The organism is Labrys sp. F242 (genome assembly GCF_057813875.1).
Window position 1 is genome coordinate 33,268 of record NZ_JBVASG010000008.1, and the last position, 16,630, is coordinate 49,897.

A 16,630-nucleotide genomic window follows, 5' to 3' on the forward strand; every position below is an offset into this window, starting at 1 on the left:
ATGCAGACAGCCCTGAACGTCCACACCGATCCTGTTCCCGTGACGAATGCCAAGGCCAAGGGCCGCTTCAACTCCGATCTTGCGCAGGTCTGGATCGGCGTCGCGCTCATTGCGGTAACCGGTTTCGGCCCCTTGATCGTCGGCAATTCCTACTGGATCCATACGTTCCAGCTGGTGAACATCTATATTGCCGCGGCAATCTTCCAGAACATGCTGTTCGTCGACGCGGGGCAGAAGTCATTCGGCCAGGGCGCCATTCTCGGTCTCGCGGCCTATGGCGCCGCCATTCTCTATGGCTTGCATGGCTGGTCCTTCGCCACTGCGGCCTTGGGTGGTGTCGCCTGCTCGGTCCTGGGCGGCCTGCTGTTCGCCCTGCCGGCGCTCAGGGTGCAAGGCTTCCACCTGGGTTTTGTCACCATGAGCGCGGCTATCGTCTTCCCGCAGCTCCTGGTTACGCTCGATGCCTGGACCAACGGCATCAACGGCATCAACGTCACGGTGCCCGCGCTGACCAATCCGGCCATCCTCGGCATGTCGCCGCTGGCGATCATGGTCGGCGTTCTTCCGATGGTCGCGCTGTTTGCGCATTATGCTGTTCGCCGCTCGAAGCTCGGCCGGAGCATGTTCATCGCTGCGCTCAGCCCCGAGGCGGCTCGCTCCCTTGGCATCAAGCCGGGTGTGATGCGCTTTCTCGCCTTCGTGCTCACGGCGGTCGGCACGGGCCTGTGCGGGATCCTCTATTTGCCCACGGTCGCCTTTGTGAGCCCGCAGGGCTTCAACATCGAGCTGTCTTTCGTGTTCTTCTTCGCCGTCGTGGTGGGCGGGCGCGGCCAGATGCTTGGGCCAATCGTCGGCATCTGGATCGTCTTCATCCTGCCCAATATCCTGCTCGCCCAATTCGTCGAATATCGCCTGTTGATGTACGGCACCTTGACGCTCCTGGCGGTGATGGCCTTCCCGGATGGCATCGTCGGCTCCATCGAGCGCCTGCGTGCGAAACGAAAGCAGCAGGGCGGAGGCGAGCACGCCTTTCGCATCGATGGCTTCCTGGCCGACCTGCAGTCCGGCAAGGGCTCGCGCGAGCCGACCGAAGAGACCGCCATCGAGGTCCGCGGCGGCACCAAGAAGTTCGGCGAGGTTATTGCGGTGAACGCCGTCACGCTCAAGGTCCGCAAGGGTGAGGTGCATGGCCTGATCGGCGCCAACGGCTCGGGCAAGACCAGCCTTCTCAACGTGCTGAGCGGCCTTTCCAGGCTGAACGCCGGCTCCTTCACGATCAACGGCTTCGACGCGACCCGAATGGCCGCCGATCGCATCGCCAATCTGGGCCTGGGCCGTACCTTCCAGGCACCGCGCATCTTCAGCCAGATGTCGCTGTGGGATAATTTGAAGATCGGCATGGATGCCCGGGTCGGCCCCGCGAGCACCAACATTGCGGCACTGGCGAGGACCCTGGAGGAAAGCTTCGGCCAGGATAGCGCCGGCCTGCTGTCGCACGGCCAGCGCCGTTTGGTGGAGGTGATGCGCACGGTGCTGAAGGAGGCTCCGATCGTGCTGTTCGACGAACCGGCCGCCGGTTTATCTCCCAGCGAGCGGGCCAATTTCGCCAATCTGGTCAGGTTCCTCAGCCGGCAGATGGGCAAGACCATGGTGCTGGTCGAACATGATCTCGATCTGGTGTGGGGCATTGCCGATACCATCACCGTGCTGGATCAGGGCAAAGTGGTTTGTTCGGGCAAGCCAGATGTGGTCGCCAAAGATCCGGCGGTGCAGCATATGTTCGTGAGTCCACGCCATGCTTGAGGTCAAGAACCTGGTCGCCGGCTACGGCACCATTCCAGTGCTGCGGGATGTCAGCCTCATCGCCAAGGCAGGCGAGATCCTGCTCATCGGCGGCGAGAACGGTGCCGGAAAATCGACATTGATGCGAGCGCTTGCCGGCTTCAACAAGCCGGACGGCGGAGAGATCCTGCTTGATGGCAGGCCGATCTGCGGGCTTGCTCCCGAGAGGATCGCGCAATCGGGCCTGCGTCTGGTGCTGGACGGGCACCGCGTCTTCCCGGAGCTCAGCGTCTTCGACAATCTGCGCATGGGAGCGGCGGCTCGCCGCGGTGACCGTGCCGGCTTCAATCATGCCGTGGAGGAGATCTACTCGGTCTTCCCGGTCCTGAAGGAAAAGCACAAGCTCTATGCTCGCGACCTGTCGGGAGGGCAGCAGCAGATGCTCGCGCTTGGGCAGGCCTTCATCGCCCAGCCCAAAGTGTTGTTGTGCGACGAACCCTCGATGGGGCTCGCCCAGGCATTGCTCCCGCCGATCCTGGCTTTCCTGCGTCGTTGGGCAGAGACCGGTACCGCGGTCGTCATCGTGGAACAGCATCTGGGAGTAACGGCGCCCTTTGCTGATCGCGCCATGATCATCGAGCGCGGGCAGGTGAAGTTCTCGTGCCTGGCTCCCGAGCTCGACGGCATGCTCGGCGCATCCGTGGCCGCGGAGTAGGCCGGATGAAAGGCGGCATGGACGAGCAGGCCGATAGGACGGTCGCGCTGGCTGGGGGCGATCCGCGGCCCTATGTCAGCTTTCGCGGCGCGGTCGAGCCGCATTGGCTCGATGTGAACCGTCACATGAACGTGTCCTGGTACGATGGCGTGTTCGACAGCGCCGAAAGCGACCTGTTCGATGTTTTCGGCATTCGCGATGCCTATATCCGCAGAACGAACTACAGCATCTTTCGTCTCGAAAAAACTGTTCGCTATGAGCGCGAACTGATGCTGGGTGGGCGGTTGGAAGTGCGCAGCCTCGTGTTGTGGACCGACCTCAAGCGCATCCACCATTTTCACGAATTGTGGAATGTCGACCAGGACTACCGTGCGGCGACGGCCGAGGGGGTGTCGATCCACGTGGATCTGCGATTACGCAAGGCCGCCAAGATTCTCGACAGCGAGGTGACGGCTCCCCTGATCCGGCTTGCCGCCGAACATGGACGGTTGGCGCGCCCGAAGGGTGTGGTGCGGACCTTTGGGCAGTAGGGCTTTGCTAGTCTCTTTGGACGATTGCGGCTTCTGGCGGCGGTCGTAGTGTCTCGCCAGCTAGTAAATTGAATTGTCGGCGGAAATCCTGACATGAGCGATCTGGTGGAGCCGCGTAAGGCAGACATCGCCTATGAGACCGAGCGGCCGGTTCTCTACGAGACCGAGGGGCCGGTTGCCTGGGTGACGATGAACCGCCCCCAGTTCAACAATGCCCAGAACTCGCAGATGACCTACGCGCTCGACGACGCCTTCAAGCGGGCGGTGGACGACGATGCAGTCAGGGTCATCATTCTCAACGGTGCCGGCAAGCATTTTTCGGCGGGCCATGACATCGGCACGCCGGGGCGCGATGTCAGCAAGACGTTCGACCGGCGCCTGATGTGGGCCGATCACGTCAACAAGCCGGCGGCCGAAATGCTCTATACCCGCGAGCATGAGGTTTATCTCGGCATGTGCCGGCGCTGGCGCGACATGCCCAAGCCGACGATTGCGCTGGTGCAGGGGGCTTGCGTCGCCGGTGGTCTGATGCTTGCCTGGGTCTGTGATTTCATCATCGCGACCGACGATGCCTTTTTCCAGGACCCGGTCGTGCGCATGGGCATTCCGGGCGTCGAATATTTCGCGCATGCCTTCGAGCTGCCGCCGCGCGTGGCCAAGGAATTCCTCATGATGGGCGAGCGCATGCCGGCTGCTCGCGCCGAGCGTTTCGGCATGGTCAACAAGGTGGTGGCCCGCGACGACCTCGAGGCTGAAGGCCGCGCCATGGCCGGCAAGCTCGCAGGCCATCCTCGTCTCGGCCTCTGGCTCTCCAAGCAGGCGATCAACCATGTCGAGGACCTGCGCGGCAAGCGCAGCGCCATGGATGCGCACTACCACATGCACCACTTCGCTCATGCTCAGAACGACCTGACCACCGGCGATACGCTGGGAGGGCAGGACGCCAGGAGCATGGCGGCCGCCAACAAGAAGCAGGCCGGCGAGGGATAGGCCCGCCGCCGCCCGCGATCATCGGGAATATCAAGACGTGGACCTGAACTATACCCAAGAACAGAAGGCCTTCCGGCGGGAAGTGCGCGCCTGGCTCGAGACCCATGCACCTCAAAAGCCGCTGCCTTCCTTCGATGCCAGCCGCGAGGGTTTCGAGGCGCATCGCGCCTGGGAGCGTGTGCTGGCTGGGGGGCGCTGGGGCATGGTGACCTGGCCCGAACGCTATGGGGGGCGTGGGCTCGACCTCATCCAGTGGCTGATCTTCGAGGAGGAATATTATCGTGCCGGCGCGCCGTTGCGGGTCAACCAGAACGGCATCTTCCTGTTGGGCCCGACTTTGATGGAATATGGCACGCCTGAGCAGAAGGCGCGCTTCCTGACCGCGATGGCGTCCGGCGACGAGATCTGGGCGCAGGCCTGGTCCGAACCGCAGGCCGGATCGGACCTGGCTGCAGTGCGCTCGACGGCACTTTGGGAGGGCGATAGCTATGTGCTCAAGGGCCATAAGATCTGGTCGTCGCGCGCCGTCTTCGCCGACTGGGCTTTCGGCCTGTTCCGCACCGATCCGGCTTCGCAGCGACACAAGGGCCTGTCGCTGGTCTTCTTTCCCCTGGACGCACCGGGCGTGCGGGTGCAGGCCATCCCGCAGATCGATGGCGAGACCGGCTTTGCCGAGATCTTCCTGGAGGATGTACGCGTGCCGGCCTTCAACCGCCTCGGCGGGGAAGGCGAGGGCTGGGCGATCTGCATGGCAACAGCCGGTTTTGAGCGTGGCCTGATGCTGCGCAGCCCGGCGCGTTTCCAGGTCGCGGCGCGACGGTTGGTCGAGCTTTACAAGGCGCATGAGGCGGACGTCGATGCCACCGTTCGCGCAGCCGTCCTCCAGGCCTGGATGGATGCGGAGGCCTATGCGCTGTCGATCTATGCCACCGCCTCGAGGCTGACGGCAGGGGGCCAGATCGGGGCCGAGGCCAGCACCAACAAGATCTTCTGGTCGGAAATGGACATCGCACTGCACAAGGCGGCCCTGTCGATCCTCGGCGCGCGTTCGGAACTCCTGCGCACGGCCCCCGCGGCGGGCGATGTCGGCCGCTGGCTCGATGGCTATTTCTTCTCTCTGGCCGGCCCGATCTATGCCGGCTCCAACGAGATCCAGCGCAACATCATTGCCGAGCGCATGCTCGGATTGCCGCGCGCCTGAAGGAGGACGAAGAATGGATTTTCGTTTTTCCGAAGAGCAGGCCATGACGGCCGATATGGTGCGCGAACTGCTGGCCGAAATCTGCCAGCCGGCGCATCTGCGTCGCCTGATGGAGGAAGGGGCTGCTCGCGATGCCGGGCGCTGGACCAAGATCGTCGAACTCGGCCTTGCGGGCGCGCTGGTCCCCGAGCAGAGCGGCGGGCTTGGCCTTTCGGCCGTCGATTTCGTGCAGGTTGCCGAGGCATGTGGCCATGCGGGCTTGCCCGAGCCGCTGGTGGAGAATGCCGGGGTGGCGCTGCCGCTGCTGGCTGCTTTCGCCAGCAATGCCCGGGCGGCACGCCTGCTCGAACAGGCGTTGGCGGGCGAGGCGACGGTCACGGTCGCCCATCCCGTCAATCCTTTCGTCGCCGATGCCGACATGGCGAGTGCCGTCCTGGCCGTGCGTGAGGGCGCGGTGCATCTGGTCAACCTCAAGAAAGCGGATGTCGTGGCACAGCCCAGCATCGATCCGTTTCGACGCCTGTTCACGCTTGCCTTCATACCGGATGCCGGGACAGCGATTGCCGATACCGGGCAGGCCGACGTTGGGCTCGCGACAGCGCTCGATCGGGGTGCCTTGTTTGCGGCCGCCCAGTTGCTGGGCCTCGCCCAGCGCTGCGTGGATCTCGGCGTCGTCTATGCCAAGGAGCGCCAGCAGTTCGGCAAGCCGATCGGCTCGTACCAGGCGGTCAAGCATCATCTCGCCACGGCGCAGGTGAAGATCGAGTTTGCCCGCCCGGTGTTGCATGCGGCGGCAGCCGGGCTCGAACGATCGGATGTCCACAGCCGGGCGCGCATCTCACAGGCCAAGCTTGCCTGCGCCGAGGCAGCCGATATTGCTGCGCGAACCTCGATACAAGTCCATGGCGCCATGGGTTATTCCTGGGAAGTGGACGTGCACCTGTTTCTCAAGCGTGCCATTGCCTTGACCCATTGGTGGGGCGGGAGCGCCTTTCACCGCGAACGCGTCGCCGCCCGCGTCTTCGGGACATCGATCGGGCCCGAACATACTTTTGCAGGAGAGGCCGAGAATGCCTGAAGCCTATATCGTCGACGCCATCCGCACCCCCGTGGGCCGCAAGAAGGGTGCGCTCGCCCATCTGCACTCGGCCGATCTTGGCGCCCAGCCGATCAAGGCCCTGATGGCGCGTACCGGCATCGATCCCGGTGCCGTCGACGACGTCGTCTATGGCTGCACCGACACCATCGGGTCGCAGGCGGGCGATATCGCCCGCACCTGCTGGCTGGTTGCCGGATTCCCCGATCACGTGCCGGGGGTGACTGTCGATCGCCAATGCGGATCGGGACAGCAGGCCGTGCATTTCGCAGCGCAGGCGGTGATGAGCGGCACGCAGGATCTGGTGGTTGCCGGCGGGGTCCAGAATATGAACATGGTGCCCATCGGGGCCGCCATGATCGTCGGCGCGCACTATGGTTTCCCTGATCCTTTCAGCACTTCGCCCGGCTGGCTCGCCCGCTATGGCGAGGAGGAAGTCAGCCAGTTTCGTGCGGCCGAGATGATTGCGCAGAAATGGCAGTCCAGCCGCGAAGAGATGGAAGACTTCGCCCTGGAAAGCCACCGGCGCGCCATCGCGGCAATCGACGAGGGGCGTTTCGTCGACGAGATCGTCCCGGTCGGCGACTTTTCTGTCGACGAGACGCCTCGCCGCGACACCTCGCTGGAAAAGATGGCCTCGCTCAAGAGCCTGGTCGAAGGCGGCCGTGTCCACGCCGGGGTGGCCAGTCAGAACTGCGATGCCGCCGCCGCGCTCTTGATCGCCTCCGAACAGGCGCTCAGGGATCACAACCTCAAACCGAGGGCGCGCATCCACCACATCAGCGTTCGCGGCGACGATCCGGTCTGGATGCTGACGGCGCCCATCCCGGCGACGCGCTATGCCCTGGCAAGGGCTGGCATGAAACTCGACGACATCGACCTGTTCGAATGCAACGAGGCTTTTGCCTCCATTCCACTGGCCTGGATCAAGGATCTCGGGATTCCCCGTGACAAGGTCAACGTCAATGGCGGGGCCATCGCTTTGGGACATCCCCTCGGCGCGACCGGCGCGCGGCTCATGACGACGATGCTTTACGAACTCGAGCGCCGCAACGGCCGCTTTGCCCTGCAGACCATGTGCGAGGGCGGCGGCCAGTCCAACGTCACCATCATCGAAAGACTGGGGTGATGCCTGTCTATGCTTTCGAGGGGATCGTGCCGGTCGTGCATCCGACGGCCTTCCTGCATCCGACTGCGGTCCTGATCGGCGATGTGACCATTGGCCCGCGCTGCTATATCGGCCCGGGGGCATCGCTTCGAGGGGATTTCGGGCGGATTACCGTGGTGGGAGACGCCAGCGTTCAGGACAATTGCACGCTGCACACCGGCGCCGGCTCGGATTGCATCGTGGGGCGGGGAGCAACCGTCGGCCATGGTGCGATCCTTCATGGCTGCCGCGTGGGCGAGAACACGCTGATCGGCATGAATTCCGTCGTGCTCGATGGCGCCGTGATCGGCGAGGAGAGCCTCGTCGCGGCGATGAGCCTGGTTAAAAATGACCTGGTGGCGCCGTCTCTCAGCCTGGTGGCCGGCAATCCAGCCAAGGTGATCAAGCAATTGCCGCAGGAGGCCGTCATCTGGCGTAACGACGGCGATGGTGAATATCAGCGCCTTGCTGACCGTTCACTGGCCGGCATGGTCGAATGTGAACCGCTCAGGGCGCCGGAGCCCGGCCGCAGGCGCAATGCCGGACAGGCACGCGCCGTGCGGTTGTCGACACAGGTGAAGTGAGAAAGAACGATATGGCAGGCATCTGCGAAAACCGGGTTGTGATCGTCACCGGTGCGGGCCGCGGCCTTGGCCGCGCTTATGCATTGGGGCTCGCGGCCGAAGGGGCGAAAGTCGTGGTCAACGACCTCGGTGTCGGCACCCATGGCGACAGCACCGGCGAAACGCCGGCACAGCAGGTCGTCGACGAGATCAGGGCCCTGGGTGGCCAGGCCATCGCCAATTACGATGACGTGGCCGATTTCGAGGCGGGTGGTCGCGTGGTGAAGGCCGCGCTCGATACATTCGGAAATTTGGATTGTGTAGTCAATAATGCGGGTTTTGTGCGCGACCGCATGTTCGTCTCCTGCACGCCGGAGGAGTGGGACGCGGTTCTGCGGGTGCATCTGCGTGGTCATTTCTGCATCAGCCGCCATGCCGTCGATTATTGGCGGGCCCGTCAAAAGGCAGGCCAGGCAGTCGATGCGCGTATCGTCAACACTTCGTCGGGCGCGGGGCTGCAGGGCAGCGTCGGTCAGGCCGCCTATTCGGCGGCCAAGGGTGGAATCGCCTCGCTGACGCTGGTCCAGGCAGCGGAGCTGCGTCGGTATGGCATCATGGTCAACGGCCTTGCGCCGAATGCGCGCACGCGCATGACGGAGACAGCCTTTGCCGAGGCGATGAAGCCTGAGCAAGGCCAGTTCGATATCTTTGCGCCGGAGAATACCGCGCCGCTGGTGGCTTGGCTGTGCAGCTCGGCTTCGGCCGAGGTCACCGGCCAGATCTTCGAGTTGATCGGCGGCAGGATCCGTTTGGCGCTTGGTTGGAACGATGGCCCCGAATTCGACAAGGGCAGTCGCTGGGATGCCGTGGAGCTGGGGGCCAAGATCAGGGAGCTGGTCGCGGCGCGTCCCGCCGCCAAGCCGGTCTACGGTTCATAAGGTACAGCATCCCCGAAAACTGTGAGGGCGTGGCCGATCACACGCCCTTGCATCGCGTCAGTGTCGAGAGCGTTTTGCGATTTGACGGAGTCACCAAGAATCGCAAAGACGCGTCGAACCAAAGAGTTAGAGCAAACAAGCGGTCAATCATGAACGCACTTTGCTCCAGCGGACACACGGCCTTCAGCTTCGGTTGCGACTGCAGGAGGCCTGCAATGATCAGGCCTCCTGAAGTAATTCTTCGCGCAGGATGTTCTTGAGAACCTTGCCCTGGGCACTGGTGGGCAGCGCCGGGCGGATCTCGACACTGCGCGGGCATTTGAAATTGGCCATGTTCTCCCGCGACCAGGCGATGATTTCCTGCTCGGTAGCGCCCGTTCCCGGGCGGAGCACCACGAATGCCTTGCCGACTTCACCGAGCTTCTCGTCAGGGACGCCGATCACCGCGACGATGCCGATGGCCGGGTGGGTGCTGAGGATGCGCTCGATCTCGGCGGGATAGCAGTTGAAGCCGCCGGCGATGTACATGTCCTTCAGCCGGTCTTCGATGCGCAGATTGCCGTTTGCGTCGAAATAGCCGATGTCTCCGGTATGCAGCCAGCCTTGCTGATCGATGGTCTTGGCCGTCGCTTCCGGATCGTTGAAATAACCCTTCATCACGACATAGCCGCGAATGACCACCTCGCCAGGCTTGCCATCGGGCAGGAGCTGGCCATCCTCTCCCATGATACGCACGTCGACACCGGGCGCAGGCTTGCCGGCCGTATTGGCAATGACGTCATCGGGGTCGGTCGCCAGGCACATCGTGCCGTAGCCTCCGCATTCGGTGAGGCCATAGCCGTTGACCACGCCGGCAAAGCCCAGCTCCGACCGCATGCGACGGATGAGGATGGAAGGCACGACCGCACCCCCCGTAACGCCCAATCGCAGGCTCGACGTATCGAATTTCGCGAGCTCCGGATGCTGCAGCATGCCCTGGAAGATTGCCGGTGGGCCGGGAATGACGCTGATTTTCTCCATCGAGACGCGTTGAAGGATCTCGCCGGCATCGAAGGTGAGGTGGGGCATCAGCACCGCGCCCCGCATCAGCGATACGATGGCGCCGGAACGATAGCCGAAGGCGTGGAAGAAAGGCGGGATGACGAGAATGCGGTCGTGCTCCTGGATGCCGACCCGCGTCGCCCAGGCATCGATGGCCCTGAGGCACTGCCGGTGGGCATACATTACGCCCTTGGGATAGCCCGTGGTCCCCGATGTGAAGAGCATGTCGCAAAGATCGTCCGGACCAATGTCGGCTTCGCGCGCGGCGAGTTCGGCGTCACTGATCGCATCGCCCGCGGCGACGAAACTCTCCCAATCCTGGTCGCCGCCATGCGGATCACCGAATACGACCACCCGGCGCAGCAGATCGCGTGTTTCCGGCTTTAACTGGTCGGGATAGTAGACGCGCAGGAAGTTGCCGGCTGAGAACAGCACCGAAGTGCCGCTACGCTTGACCAGTTCGGCAATCTCGGTGCCCTTGAAGCGCGTGCTGGCCGGGATCAGGACGGCGCCCGCACTGACAAGACCCAGTGCCGTGGCAAACCACTTCCAGGTATTGGGCGCCCAGATCATGATGCGGTCGCCCTTCTTGACGCCGGCGGCAATCATGGCCTTGGCGACGCGCCTGCGCATCGCATCGAGCTCGATGAAGTTCAGCGTGATGCCGTCCTCGATCGCCATGCGGGTGCCGTAGACCTCGGCTGCTCGTGCGCACAGGGCGGGAATGGTGGTGAACGTCCAGTCCGAGTCTTCGATGATCATCGGTCTACCTGCGCACTCTTTGGTTGTCTGGGTCTTGGGTTGTCTGGATGGTGCGGCCGGGCGGGGTGGCCGGGCAAGCTGGAAAGGGAACATAGGCATTGACCGATGACCAACATCGTCCGAAGGGACGACTTAAGCTGACGGCGATGGAATTATAGGCGTGTAGGAGTGCGCGCAATCGCGTACGTCACCGACAGGCAGGCTGAGAGAAACCAGATGAATGAGGCCCAGCAATCGACCGCCACCGGCTTCGAGGAGCGCGTCGTGATCGTGACCGGCGGCACCAAAGGAATCGGGCGCGCCATCGCGCATGGGTTTCTCGAGGCGGGCGCAACGGTGATCGTATGCGCACGCACGCAGCCCGAGGATTTGCCGCGAAGCGCCGGGCGCCAGGCCCTCTTTCTTCCTTGCGACGTGCGCAACGCCGCTGCCTGCAAGGAACTGGTCGAGCGCGTGGGCGAGGAGCACGGACGCGTGGACGTGCTGGTCAACAATGCTGGCGGCTCGCCGCATGTGGATGCCGCCTCCGCCTCGCCGCGTTTTTCCGATGCCATCGTCAATCTCAACCTGATGGCGCCGATCTACCTTTCCCAGGCAGTCTATCCCTGGATGGCCAGATTGCCCGAGGGGGGCAATATCATCAACATCGCCAGCGTGGCGGGACGGCGGCCGTCGCCCGGCACGGCTGTCTACGGAGCCGCCAAGGCCGGACTGCTCAGCCTGACGACCAGTCTTGCCCAGGAATGGGCGCCTAAGGTGCGCGTCAACGCTATCATCGTCGGCTTGATCGAGACCGAAAAGGCGGACGAGACCTATGGTTCCCCCGAAGCACGGCGGGCGATCGCTGCATCCGTGCCGATGAAGCGCATGGGCAAGGGAGCCGATATCGCCCGCGCCGCACTGTATCTGGCAAACCCGACGGCGACTTTCGTGACGGGGGCGACGCTCGAAGTTCATGGCGGTGGCGAAACCCCGCTGTTTCTCGATCTCATGAAACGCCATGCCAAGGCTGATCCGACCTGACCCCTCCGGTGGCCTGGCGACGGGAGCCGGGCACCGACATCAATAGTCCGCATGGACGATGCTCGCTCCGCGCGCATCCTGTGATCTCTCCCGAGCAGCCGACGCGCCGTTTGCAAAAGGATGGCCTCGCGTCGGTCTGAATGCCGGCATGCATAAGACCGGCAGCCAAGTCATGTTTCCCTGGGAGGGATGAATGAGGAAATGCCTTCTGGCCGCGGCTTTCCTGTTGTCGATGCCGCTCGCCGTGGCCGCACAGGAGGGAGCGAGCGTCAAGCTTGGTGTGCTCAACGACCAGAGCTCGTCCTTTTCCGCCCTCGGCGGCACCGAAGTCGTGGATGCCGTGGCGCTCGCCATTTCCGATTTCGGCGGCAAGGTCTTGGGAAAGCCGATCGAGCTGGTTTCGGCCGATCATCAGAACAAGCCGGAAATCGCGCTCTCCATCGCGCGCGAATGGCTGGAGCGCGACAATGTCGACGCCCTGTTCGACATCGCCAACTCGGCGATTGCCCTGAGCATCAACACGTTGCTGGGCGAACGCAAGAAGCTGGGCTTCTTCATCTCGCCGATGACCGACAGGATGACCGAAGCCGATTGCAACGGCTACGGCCTAGCCTGGGCTTTCGACGCCTATTCCCAGGTGCGTTCCTCGGTGAGTGCCCAGTTGAAGGCGGGCGGGGAAAGCTGGTTCGTCATTTCGCCCGACTATGAGGCGGGCAAGGTGCTCGAGGCCGGCGTGAAGACGGCGGTCGAGGAAGAGGGCGGCAAGGTTCTCGGAACGGTGCGCGCGCCGCTCGGGACGACCGATTTTTCCTCCTACATCCTGCAGGCCCAGGCCTCCGGCGCCAAGGTCCTGGTGCTGACCCTCAACGGGCCGGAGCTGGTCAATGCCTTGAAGCAGGTCCAGGAATTCGGTCTGATCGATCAGGGCATGCGCGTGGCGTTGACGGTGCTGCACCAGTCGGATGCGCGCGCCATCGGCCTCGAAGCGTTGAAAGGCACGCAGTTTGCCGCGGCCTGGTATTGGAACACGGACGAAGCCTCCCGGCACTTCAAGGAAGAGATGCAAAGGAAGACAGGTCATGCACCGGGCTGGGTTGCGGCTGGCGCCTATTCGGCCGTGACCAACTATCTCAAGGCGGTCGAGGCCGCGGGTACGGACGAACCCAGCGCCGTTCTTGCCAAGCTGCGCGCAACCAAGATCAACGATCTGTTCGCGCACAATGCCATGCTCTGGCCGAATGGCCGGCTGGTGCATGACATGCAGCTGCTGGAGGTTCGGGCTCCGGGCGAATCCGCCGACCCGCAGGACGTTTTCAAGGTCGTCGCGACGATACCCGCCAACGTTGCCTTTCGCCCGCTCGACAAGAGCGCCTGCAAGCTGGCCGGCCACTGACTTCGAGGCAGCAAGATGGAAAACGAGGTGCGCGGAGGTGCTGGCGATTACATTATCGAGGCGAAGGGCCTGAGCCGGTACTTCAACGGTTTTGCGGCCGTCGAGGATGTCGGGCTCAAGGTCCGGCGCAACACCATCCACGCCCTGATCGGCCCGAACGGAGCCGGCAAGACGACCACCTTCAACCTCATTACGAAGTTTCTTGCCCCGAGCGGGGGCACGATCCGCTATGACGGCGAAGACATTACCGCGCTGTGTCCCGAGCAGGTGGCGCGCAAGGGCATTGTCCGTTCCTTTCAGATCTCGGCCGTGTTCCCCCGCATGAGCGTGCGCGAGAATGTTCGCATGGCGCTGCAGCGTTCGTCCGGCGCGCCCTACCGCTTCTGGCAGAGCGAACGCAGCCTCGCCCGTTTCGATGAGCGCGTCGATGAACTGCTCGATACGGTCGGCCTGCTCGATCATCGCGATCGCGTCGCCGTAAACCTGTCCTATGGCCGCAAGCGCGCGCTGGAAATCGCCACGACCCTGGCGCTGGATCCGCGCATGCTGCTGCTCGACGAGCCGACCTCCGGCCTGGGCCAGGAGGACGTCGAGCGTATTGCGCAGTTGATCGGCGCGGTGTCGGCCAAGCGCACCATTCTCATGGTCGAGCACAATCTGCCGGTCGTTGCCGCCCTGTCGGATACCGTCACGGTGCTCGCCCAGGGGCGCGTGCTCGCCGAAGGTCCCTATGACACCGTGTCGCGCGATCCGCGCGTCATCGAAGCCTATATCGGTGGCCCGGATGATTGAGATATCGAAACCGGTACTCGACGTCGCCGAACTGCACGCCTGGTATGGCGAGAGCAAGGCTCTTCACGGCCTGAGTTTCAAGGTCGGGGAGGGCGAGCTTGTGACGCTCATCGGCCGCAACGGCGCGGGCAAGACCACCACCTTGCGCTGCATCATGGGCCTGGTCCGCAAGAAAACCGGTACCATCGCCTATCGCGGCCGAAACGTCGCGGCCGAGGCGCCGGAGATCATCGCACGCCGCGGCATTGCCTATTGCCCGGAGGAGCGGGGCATATTTTCGAGCCTGTCGGTTGGCGAGAATCTGGTGCTGCCGCCGCTCATCGCGTCCGACGGCATGGGCCTGGACGAAATCCTCGCCTTGTTCCCGAACCTGAAGGCGCGCTGGTCTAGCCCCGGCACCAGATTGTCTGGCGGCGAGCAGCAGATGTTGGCCATCGGCCGCATCCTGCGCACGGGCGCCAGGTTGCTGATCTTCGACGAGCCGACCGAGGGGCTGGCGCCGGTCATCGTCAAGCAGATCGCTCGGGCAATCGAGGTACTCAAGGCCAGGGGCTTCACCATTCTGATGGTCGAGCAGAACTTCGCCTTCGCATCGAAACTCGCCGACCGCCATTTCGTCGTCGATCACGGCAGGGTGGTCGATTGCTTCAGCCGTGACGAGCTCGCCGGCAACGAAGGCAAGATCCACGCCTATCTCGGGGTATGACTGCCATGCTGGACCTGTTCGGCATCTCGCCGACCCTCCTTTTCGGCCAGCTGCTGGTTGGTCTCATCAATGGTTCCTTCTACGCCATGATGAGCCTGGGCGTGGCGATCATCTTCGGCATGCTGCGCATCGGCAACTTCGTCCATGGCGCGCAATATATGCTCGGCGCGTTCGGAGCCTGGTTTCTGCTGCGCCTGCCGGAGCTGTTTCCCGGCATCGGCCTGCCATCCGTGGGCTATTGGTGGGCGCTCGTCCTCGTGCCGGTGATGGTTGCCCTCATCGGCTGCCTGACCGAGCGCATCTTCATTCGCCGCATCTACGATCTCGACCACGCCTATGGCCTGCTGTTGACCGTCGGCCTTGCCATGGCGATCGAGGGGGTGTTCAACGTCCATTATGGCGCCGCGGGCCAGATGTACGGTGTGCCCACCTCCCTCAAGGGCGGCCTCAATCTGGGCTTCATGGTCCTGCCGTTCTATCGCGCCTGGGTCATCGTGGCCGCCATCGTCATGTGCTTCGGCACCTGGTACGTGATCGAGCGCACCAGGCTCGGGTCCTATTTAAGGGCCGCGACCGAAAACCCCGATCTGGTCCGCACGTTCGGCATCAATGTGCCGCGGATGCTGATGTTGACCTATGGCTTCGGCGTCGGCCTTGCCGGCTTCGCCGGTGTGATGGCCGCCCCGATCTACCAGGTCAGCCCCCAGATGGGGCAAAGCATCATCATCACCACCTTTGCGGTCGTGGTGATCGGCGGCATGGGTTCGATCTCAGGCGCCATCGTCTCAGGCCTGATGCTGGGCGTGATCGAGGGGCTGACCAAGGTCTTCTATCCGCAGGCCTCGTCAACGGTGATCTTCGTCATCATGGCGCTGGTGCTGATCTTCCGGCCGGCCGGCCTGTTCGGCAGGCAGACATCGAGCCATTCGGTGACCGACGTCTCGTCGGGCCGTTCGGGCGGCTTCCTGGAAAACGGGCGCCTGTGGCTCGCGATCTTCGCGCTGGGCGGGTGCTTCCTGCCATTCCTGGTCTATCCGGTGCTGGGCATGAAGATCTTGGTGCTGGCGCTCTTTGCCTTGGCCTACAATCTGATCTTCGGTTATGTCGGCCTGCTCGCCTTCGGCCATGCCGCCTTCTACGGGGCTTCGGCCTATGTGACGGCCCATGCGGCCGTGGCATGGGGGCTGCCGCCGGAACTCGCCCTCCTGCTCGGTGTCATGGCGGCCACCGCCATCGGTGCCTTGTTCGGCTGGCTGGCGATACGCCGGCAGGGGCTCTACTTTGCCATGATCACGCTGGCATTGGCCCAGATCGTCTATTTCTACGTCGTGCAATCGCCATGGACCCATGGCGAGGACGGCATCCAGTCCGTGCCCCGCGGCACCCTGTTCGGCCTGGTCGACCTGTCCGACACGCTCAACCTGTATTACGTCACGCTGGCAGTGTTCCTCGCCGGTTTCGCCTTCGTCTATCGCGTCATCCATTCACCGTTCGGCCAGACGCTGAAATCGATCCGCGAGAACGAGCCGCGGGCGATCTCGCTTGGCTATTCGACCGATCGTTTCAAGCTGATCGCATTCACGCTTTCGGCAATGCTGTCGGGTGTGGCGGGCGGCATGAAGGCGATCATCTTCCAGCTCGCCTCATTGGCCGACGTCTATTTCACGACCTCGGCCGATGTATTGCTGATGACGTTGATCGGCGGCGTCGGCACCTTGCTCGGTCCAGTCGTCGGCGCTGCCGTCGTGGTGGTCCTGCAGCGGGAATTGGCAACGCTCGGCGCGTGGGTGGTGGTGGTACAGGGCGTGATCTTCGTGCTGTGCGTGCTCTTCCTGCGCAAGGGCCTCGTCGGCACGCTGGAGGAGTTCCTGGCCAACCGCGCCGAGCGCAAGGCACAGGCCAGCACACAGGCTGCGCCGTCGACGAAGCCGGCGCAATGAACGCGCCATCG

General features: G+C 63.6%; 15 protein-coding genes. 14 read left to right on the top strand and 1 reads right to left on the bottom strand.

Going from position 1 to position 16,630, the window contains the following annotated elements; all coding sequences use genetic code 11:
* The 9 genes from ACZYTC_RS31425 to ACZYTC_RS31465 all read left to right on the top strand — a co-directional run bounded on the left by ACZYTC_RS31425 (nt 1) and on the right by ACZYTC_RS31465 (nt 8,962).
* Nucleotides 1-1,803, top strand: coding sequence for a branched-chain amino acid ABC transporter ATP-binding protein/permease (locus ACZYTC_RS31425; RefSeq protein ID WP_488991416.1), 1,803 nt, complete (start codon nt 1-3; stop codon nt 1,801-1,803).
* A complete protein-coding gene (locus ACZYTC_RS31430) occupies nt 1,796-2,497 on the top strand; it encodes an ABC transporter ATP-binding protein (RefSeq protein ID WP_488991417.1) in 702 nt (233 codons plus the stop codon). Before ACZYTC_RS31425 ends, ACZYTC_RS31430 begins: the two co-directional genes overlap by 8 nt.
* 5 nt (nt 2,498-2,502) lie before the next feature.
* On the top strand, nt 2,503-3,027 hold the full coding sequence (locus ACZYTC_RS31435) for a thioesterase family protein (protein ID WP_488991418.1): 525 nt from the start codon (nt 2,503-2,505) through the stop codon (nt 3,025-3,027).
* Nucleotides 3,028-3,120: 93 nt separating this feature from the next.
* On the top strand, nt 3,121-4,017 hold the full coding sequence (locus tag ACZYTC_RS31440) for an enoyl-CoA hydratase (RefSeq protein ID WP_488991419.1): 897 nt from the start codon (nt 3,121-3,123) through the stop codon (nt 4,015-4,017).
* 37 nt (nt 4,018-4,054) lie between these two features.
* The gene (locus tag ACZYTC_RS31445) at nt 4,055-5,218 is read left to right on the top strand and encodes an acyl-CoA dehydrogenase family protein (RefSeq protein WP_434960467.1); all 1,164 of its coding nucleotides are present in this window, start codon (nt 4,055-4,057) and stop codon (nt 5,216-5,218) included.
* A 13-nt stretch (nt 5,219-5,231) separates the two neighbouring features.
* On the top strand, nt 5,232-6,296 hold the full coding sequence (locus tag ACZYTC_RS31450; protein WP_488991420.1) for an acyl-CoA dehydrogenase family protein: 1,065 nt from the start codon (nt 5,232-5,234) through the stop codon (nt 6,294-6,296).
* Nucleotides 6,289-7,443 carry an acetyl-CoA C-acetyltransferase gene (locus ACZYTC_RS31455; RefSeq protein WP_434960469.1) on the top strand — a complete coding sequence of 385 codons (1,155 nt, stop codon included), beginning with the start codon at nt 6,289-6,291 and terminating at the stop codon, nt 7,441-7,443. The genes ACZYTC_RS31450 and ACZYTC_RS31455 overlap by 8 nt, the downstream gene beginning before the upstream one ends.
* On the top strand, nt 7,443-8,045 hold the full coding sequence (locus ACZYTC_RS31460) for a gamma carbonic anhydrase family protein (RefSeq protein ID WP_434960470.1): 603 nt from the start codon (nt 7,443-7,445) through the stop codon (nt 8,043-8,045). The genes ACZYTC_RS31455 and ACZYTC_RS31460 overlap by 1 nt, the downstream gene beginning before the upstream one ends.
* Before the next feature lie 11 nt (nt 8,046-8,056).
* Nucleotides 8,057-8,962, top strand: a complete 906-nt coding sequence (locus ACZYTC_RS31465; protein WP_434960471.1) for an SDR family oxidoreductase — start codon at nt 8,057-8,059, stop codon at nt 8,960-8,962.
* A gap of 219 nt (nt 8,963-9,181) precedes the next feature.
* Here the strand turns inward: ACZYTC_RS31465 and ACZYTC_RS31470 are convergent, their stop codons facing one another.
* A complete protein-coding gene (locus ACZYTC_RS31470; RefSeq protein WP_488991421.1) occupies nt 9,182-10,765 on the bottom strand; it encodes a FadD3 family acyl-CoA ligase in 1,584 nt (527 codons plus the stop codon).
* Between the two features lie 216 nt (nt 10,766-10,981).
* Between ACZYTC_RS31470 and ACZYTC_RS31475 the strand changes: the two genes are divergently transcribed.
* The 5 genes from ACZYTC_RS31475 (at nt 10,982) to ACZYTC_RS31495 (ending at nt 16,619) form a co-directional block, all read left to right on the top strand.
* Entirely contained in the window at nt 10,982-11,788 is an 807-nt protein-coding gene (locus ACZYTC_RS31475) for an SDR family oxidoreductase (RefSeq protein WP_434960473.1), read from the top strand.
* A gap of 193 nt (nt 11,789-11,981) precedes the next feature.
* Complete coding sequence (locus tag ACZYTC_RS31480) at nt 11,982-13,181, top strand: ABC transporter substrate-binding protein (protein WP_434960474.1); 1,200 nt, start codon at nt 11,982-11,984, stop codon at nt 13,179-13,181.
* 15 nt (nt 13,182-13,196) lie between these two features.
* The gene (locus ACZYTC_RS31485; RefSeq protein WP_488991422.1) at nt 13,197-13,973 is read left to right on the top strand and encodes an ABC transporter ATP-binding protein; all 777 of its coding nucleotides are present in this window, start codon (nt 13,197-13,199) and stop codon (nt 13,971-13,973) included.
* Nucleotides 13,966-14,679 (top strand): ABC transporter ATP-binding protein, encoded by a 714-nt coding sequence (locus ACZYTC_RS31490; protein ID WP_488991423.1) that lies wholly within the window; start codon nt 13,966-13,968, stop codon nt 14,677-14,679. The genes ACZYTC_RS31485 and ACZYTC_RS31490 overlap by 8 nt, the downstream gene beginning before the upstream one ends.
* A gap of 5 nt (nt 14,680-14,684) precedes the next feature.
* Nucleotides 14,685-16,619 (top strand): ABC transporter permease, encoded by a 1,935-nt coding sequence (locus ACZYTC_RS31495; protein ID WP_488991424.1) that lies wholly within the window; start codon nt 14,685-14,687, stop codon nt 16,617-16,619.
* Nucleotides 16,620-16,630: the final 11 nt, after the last annotated feature.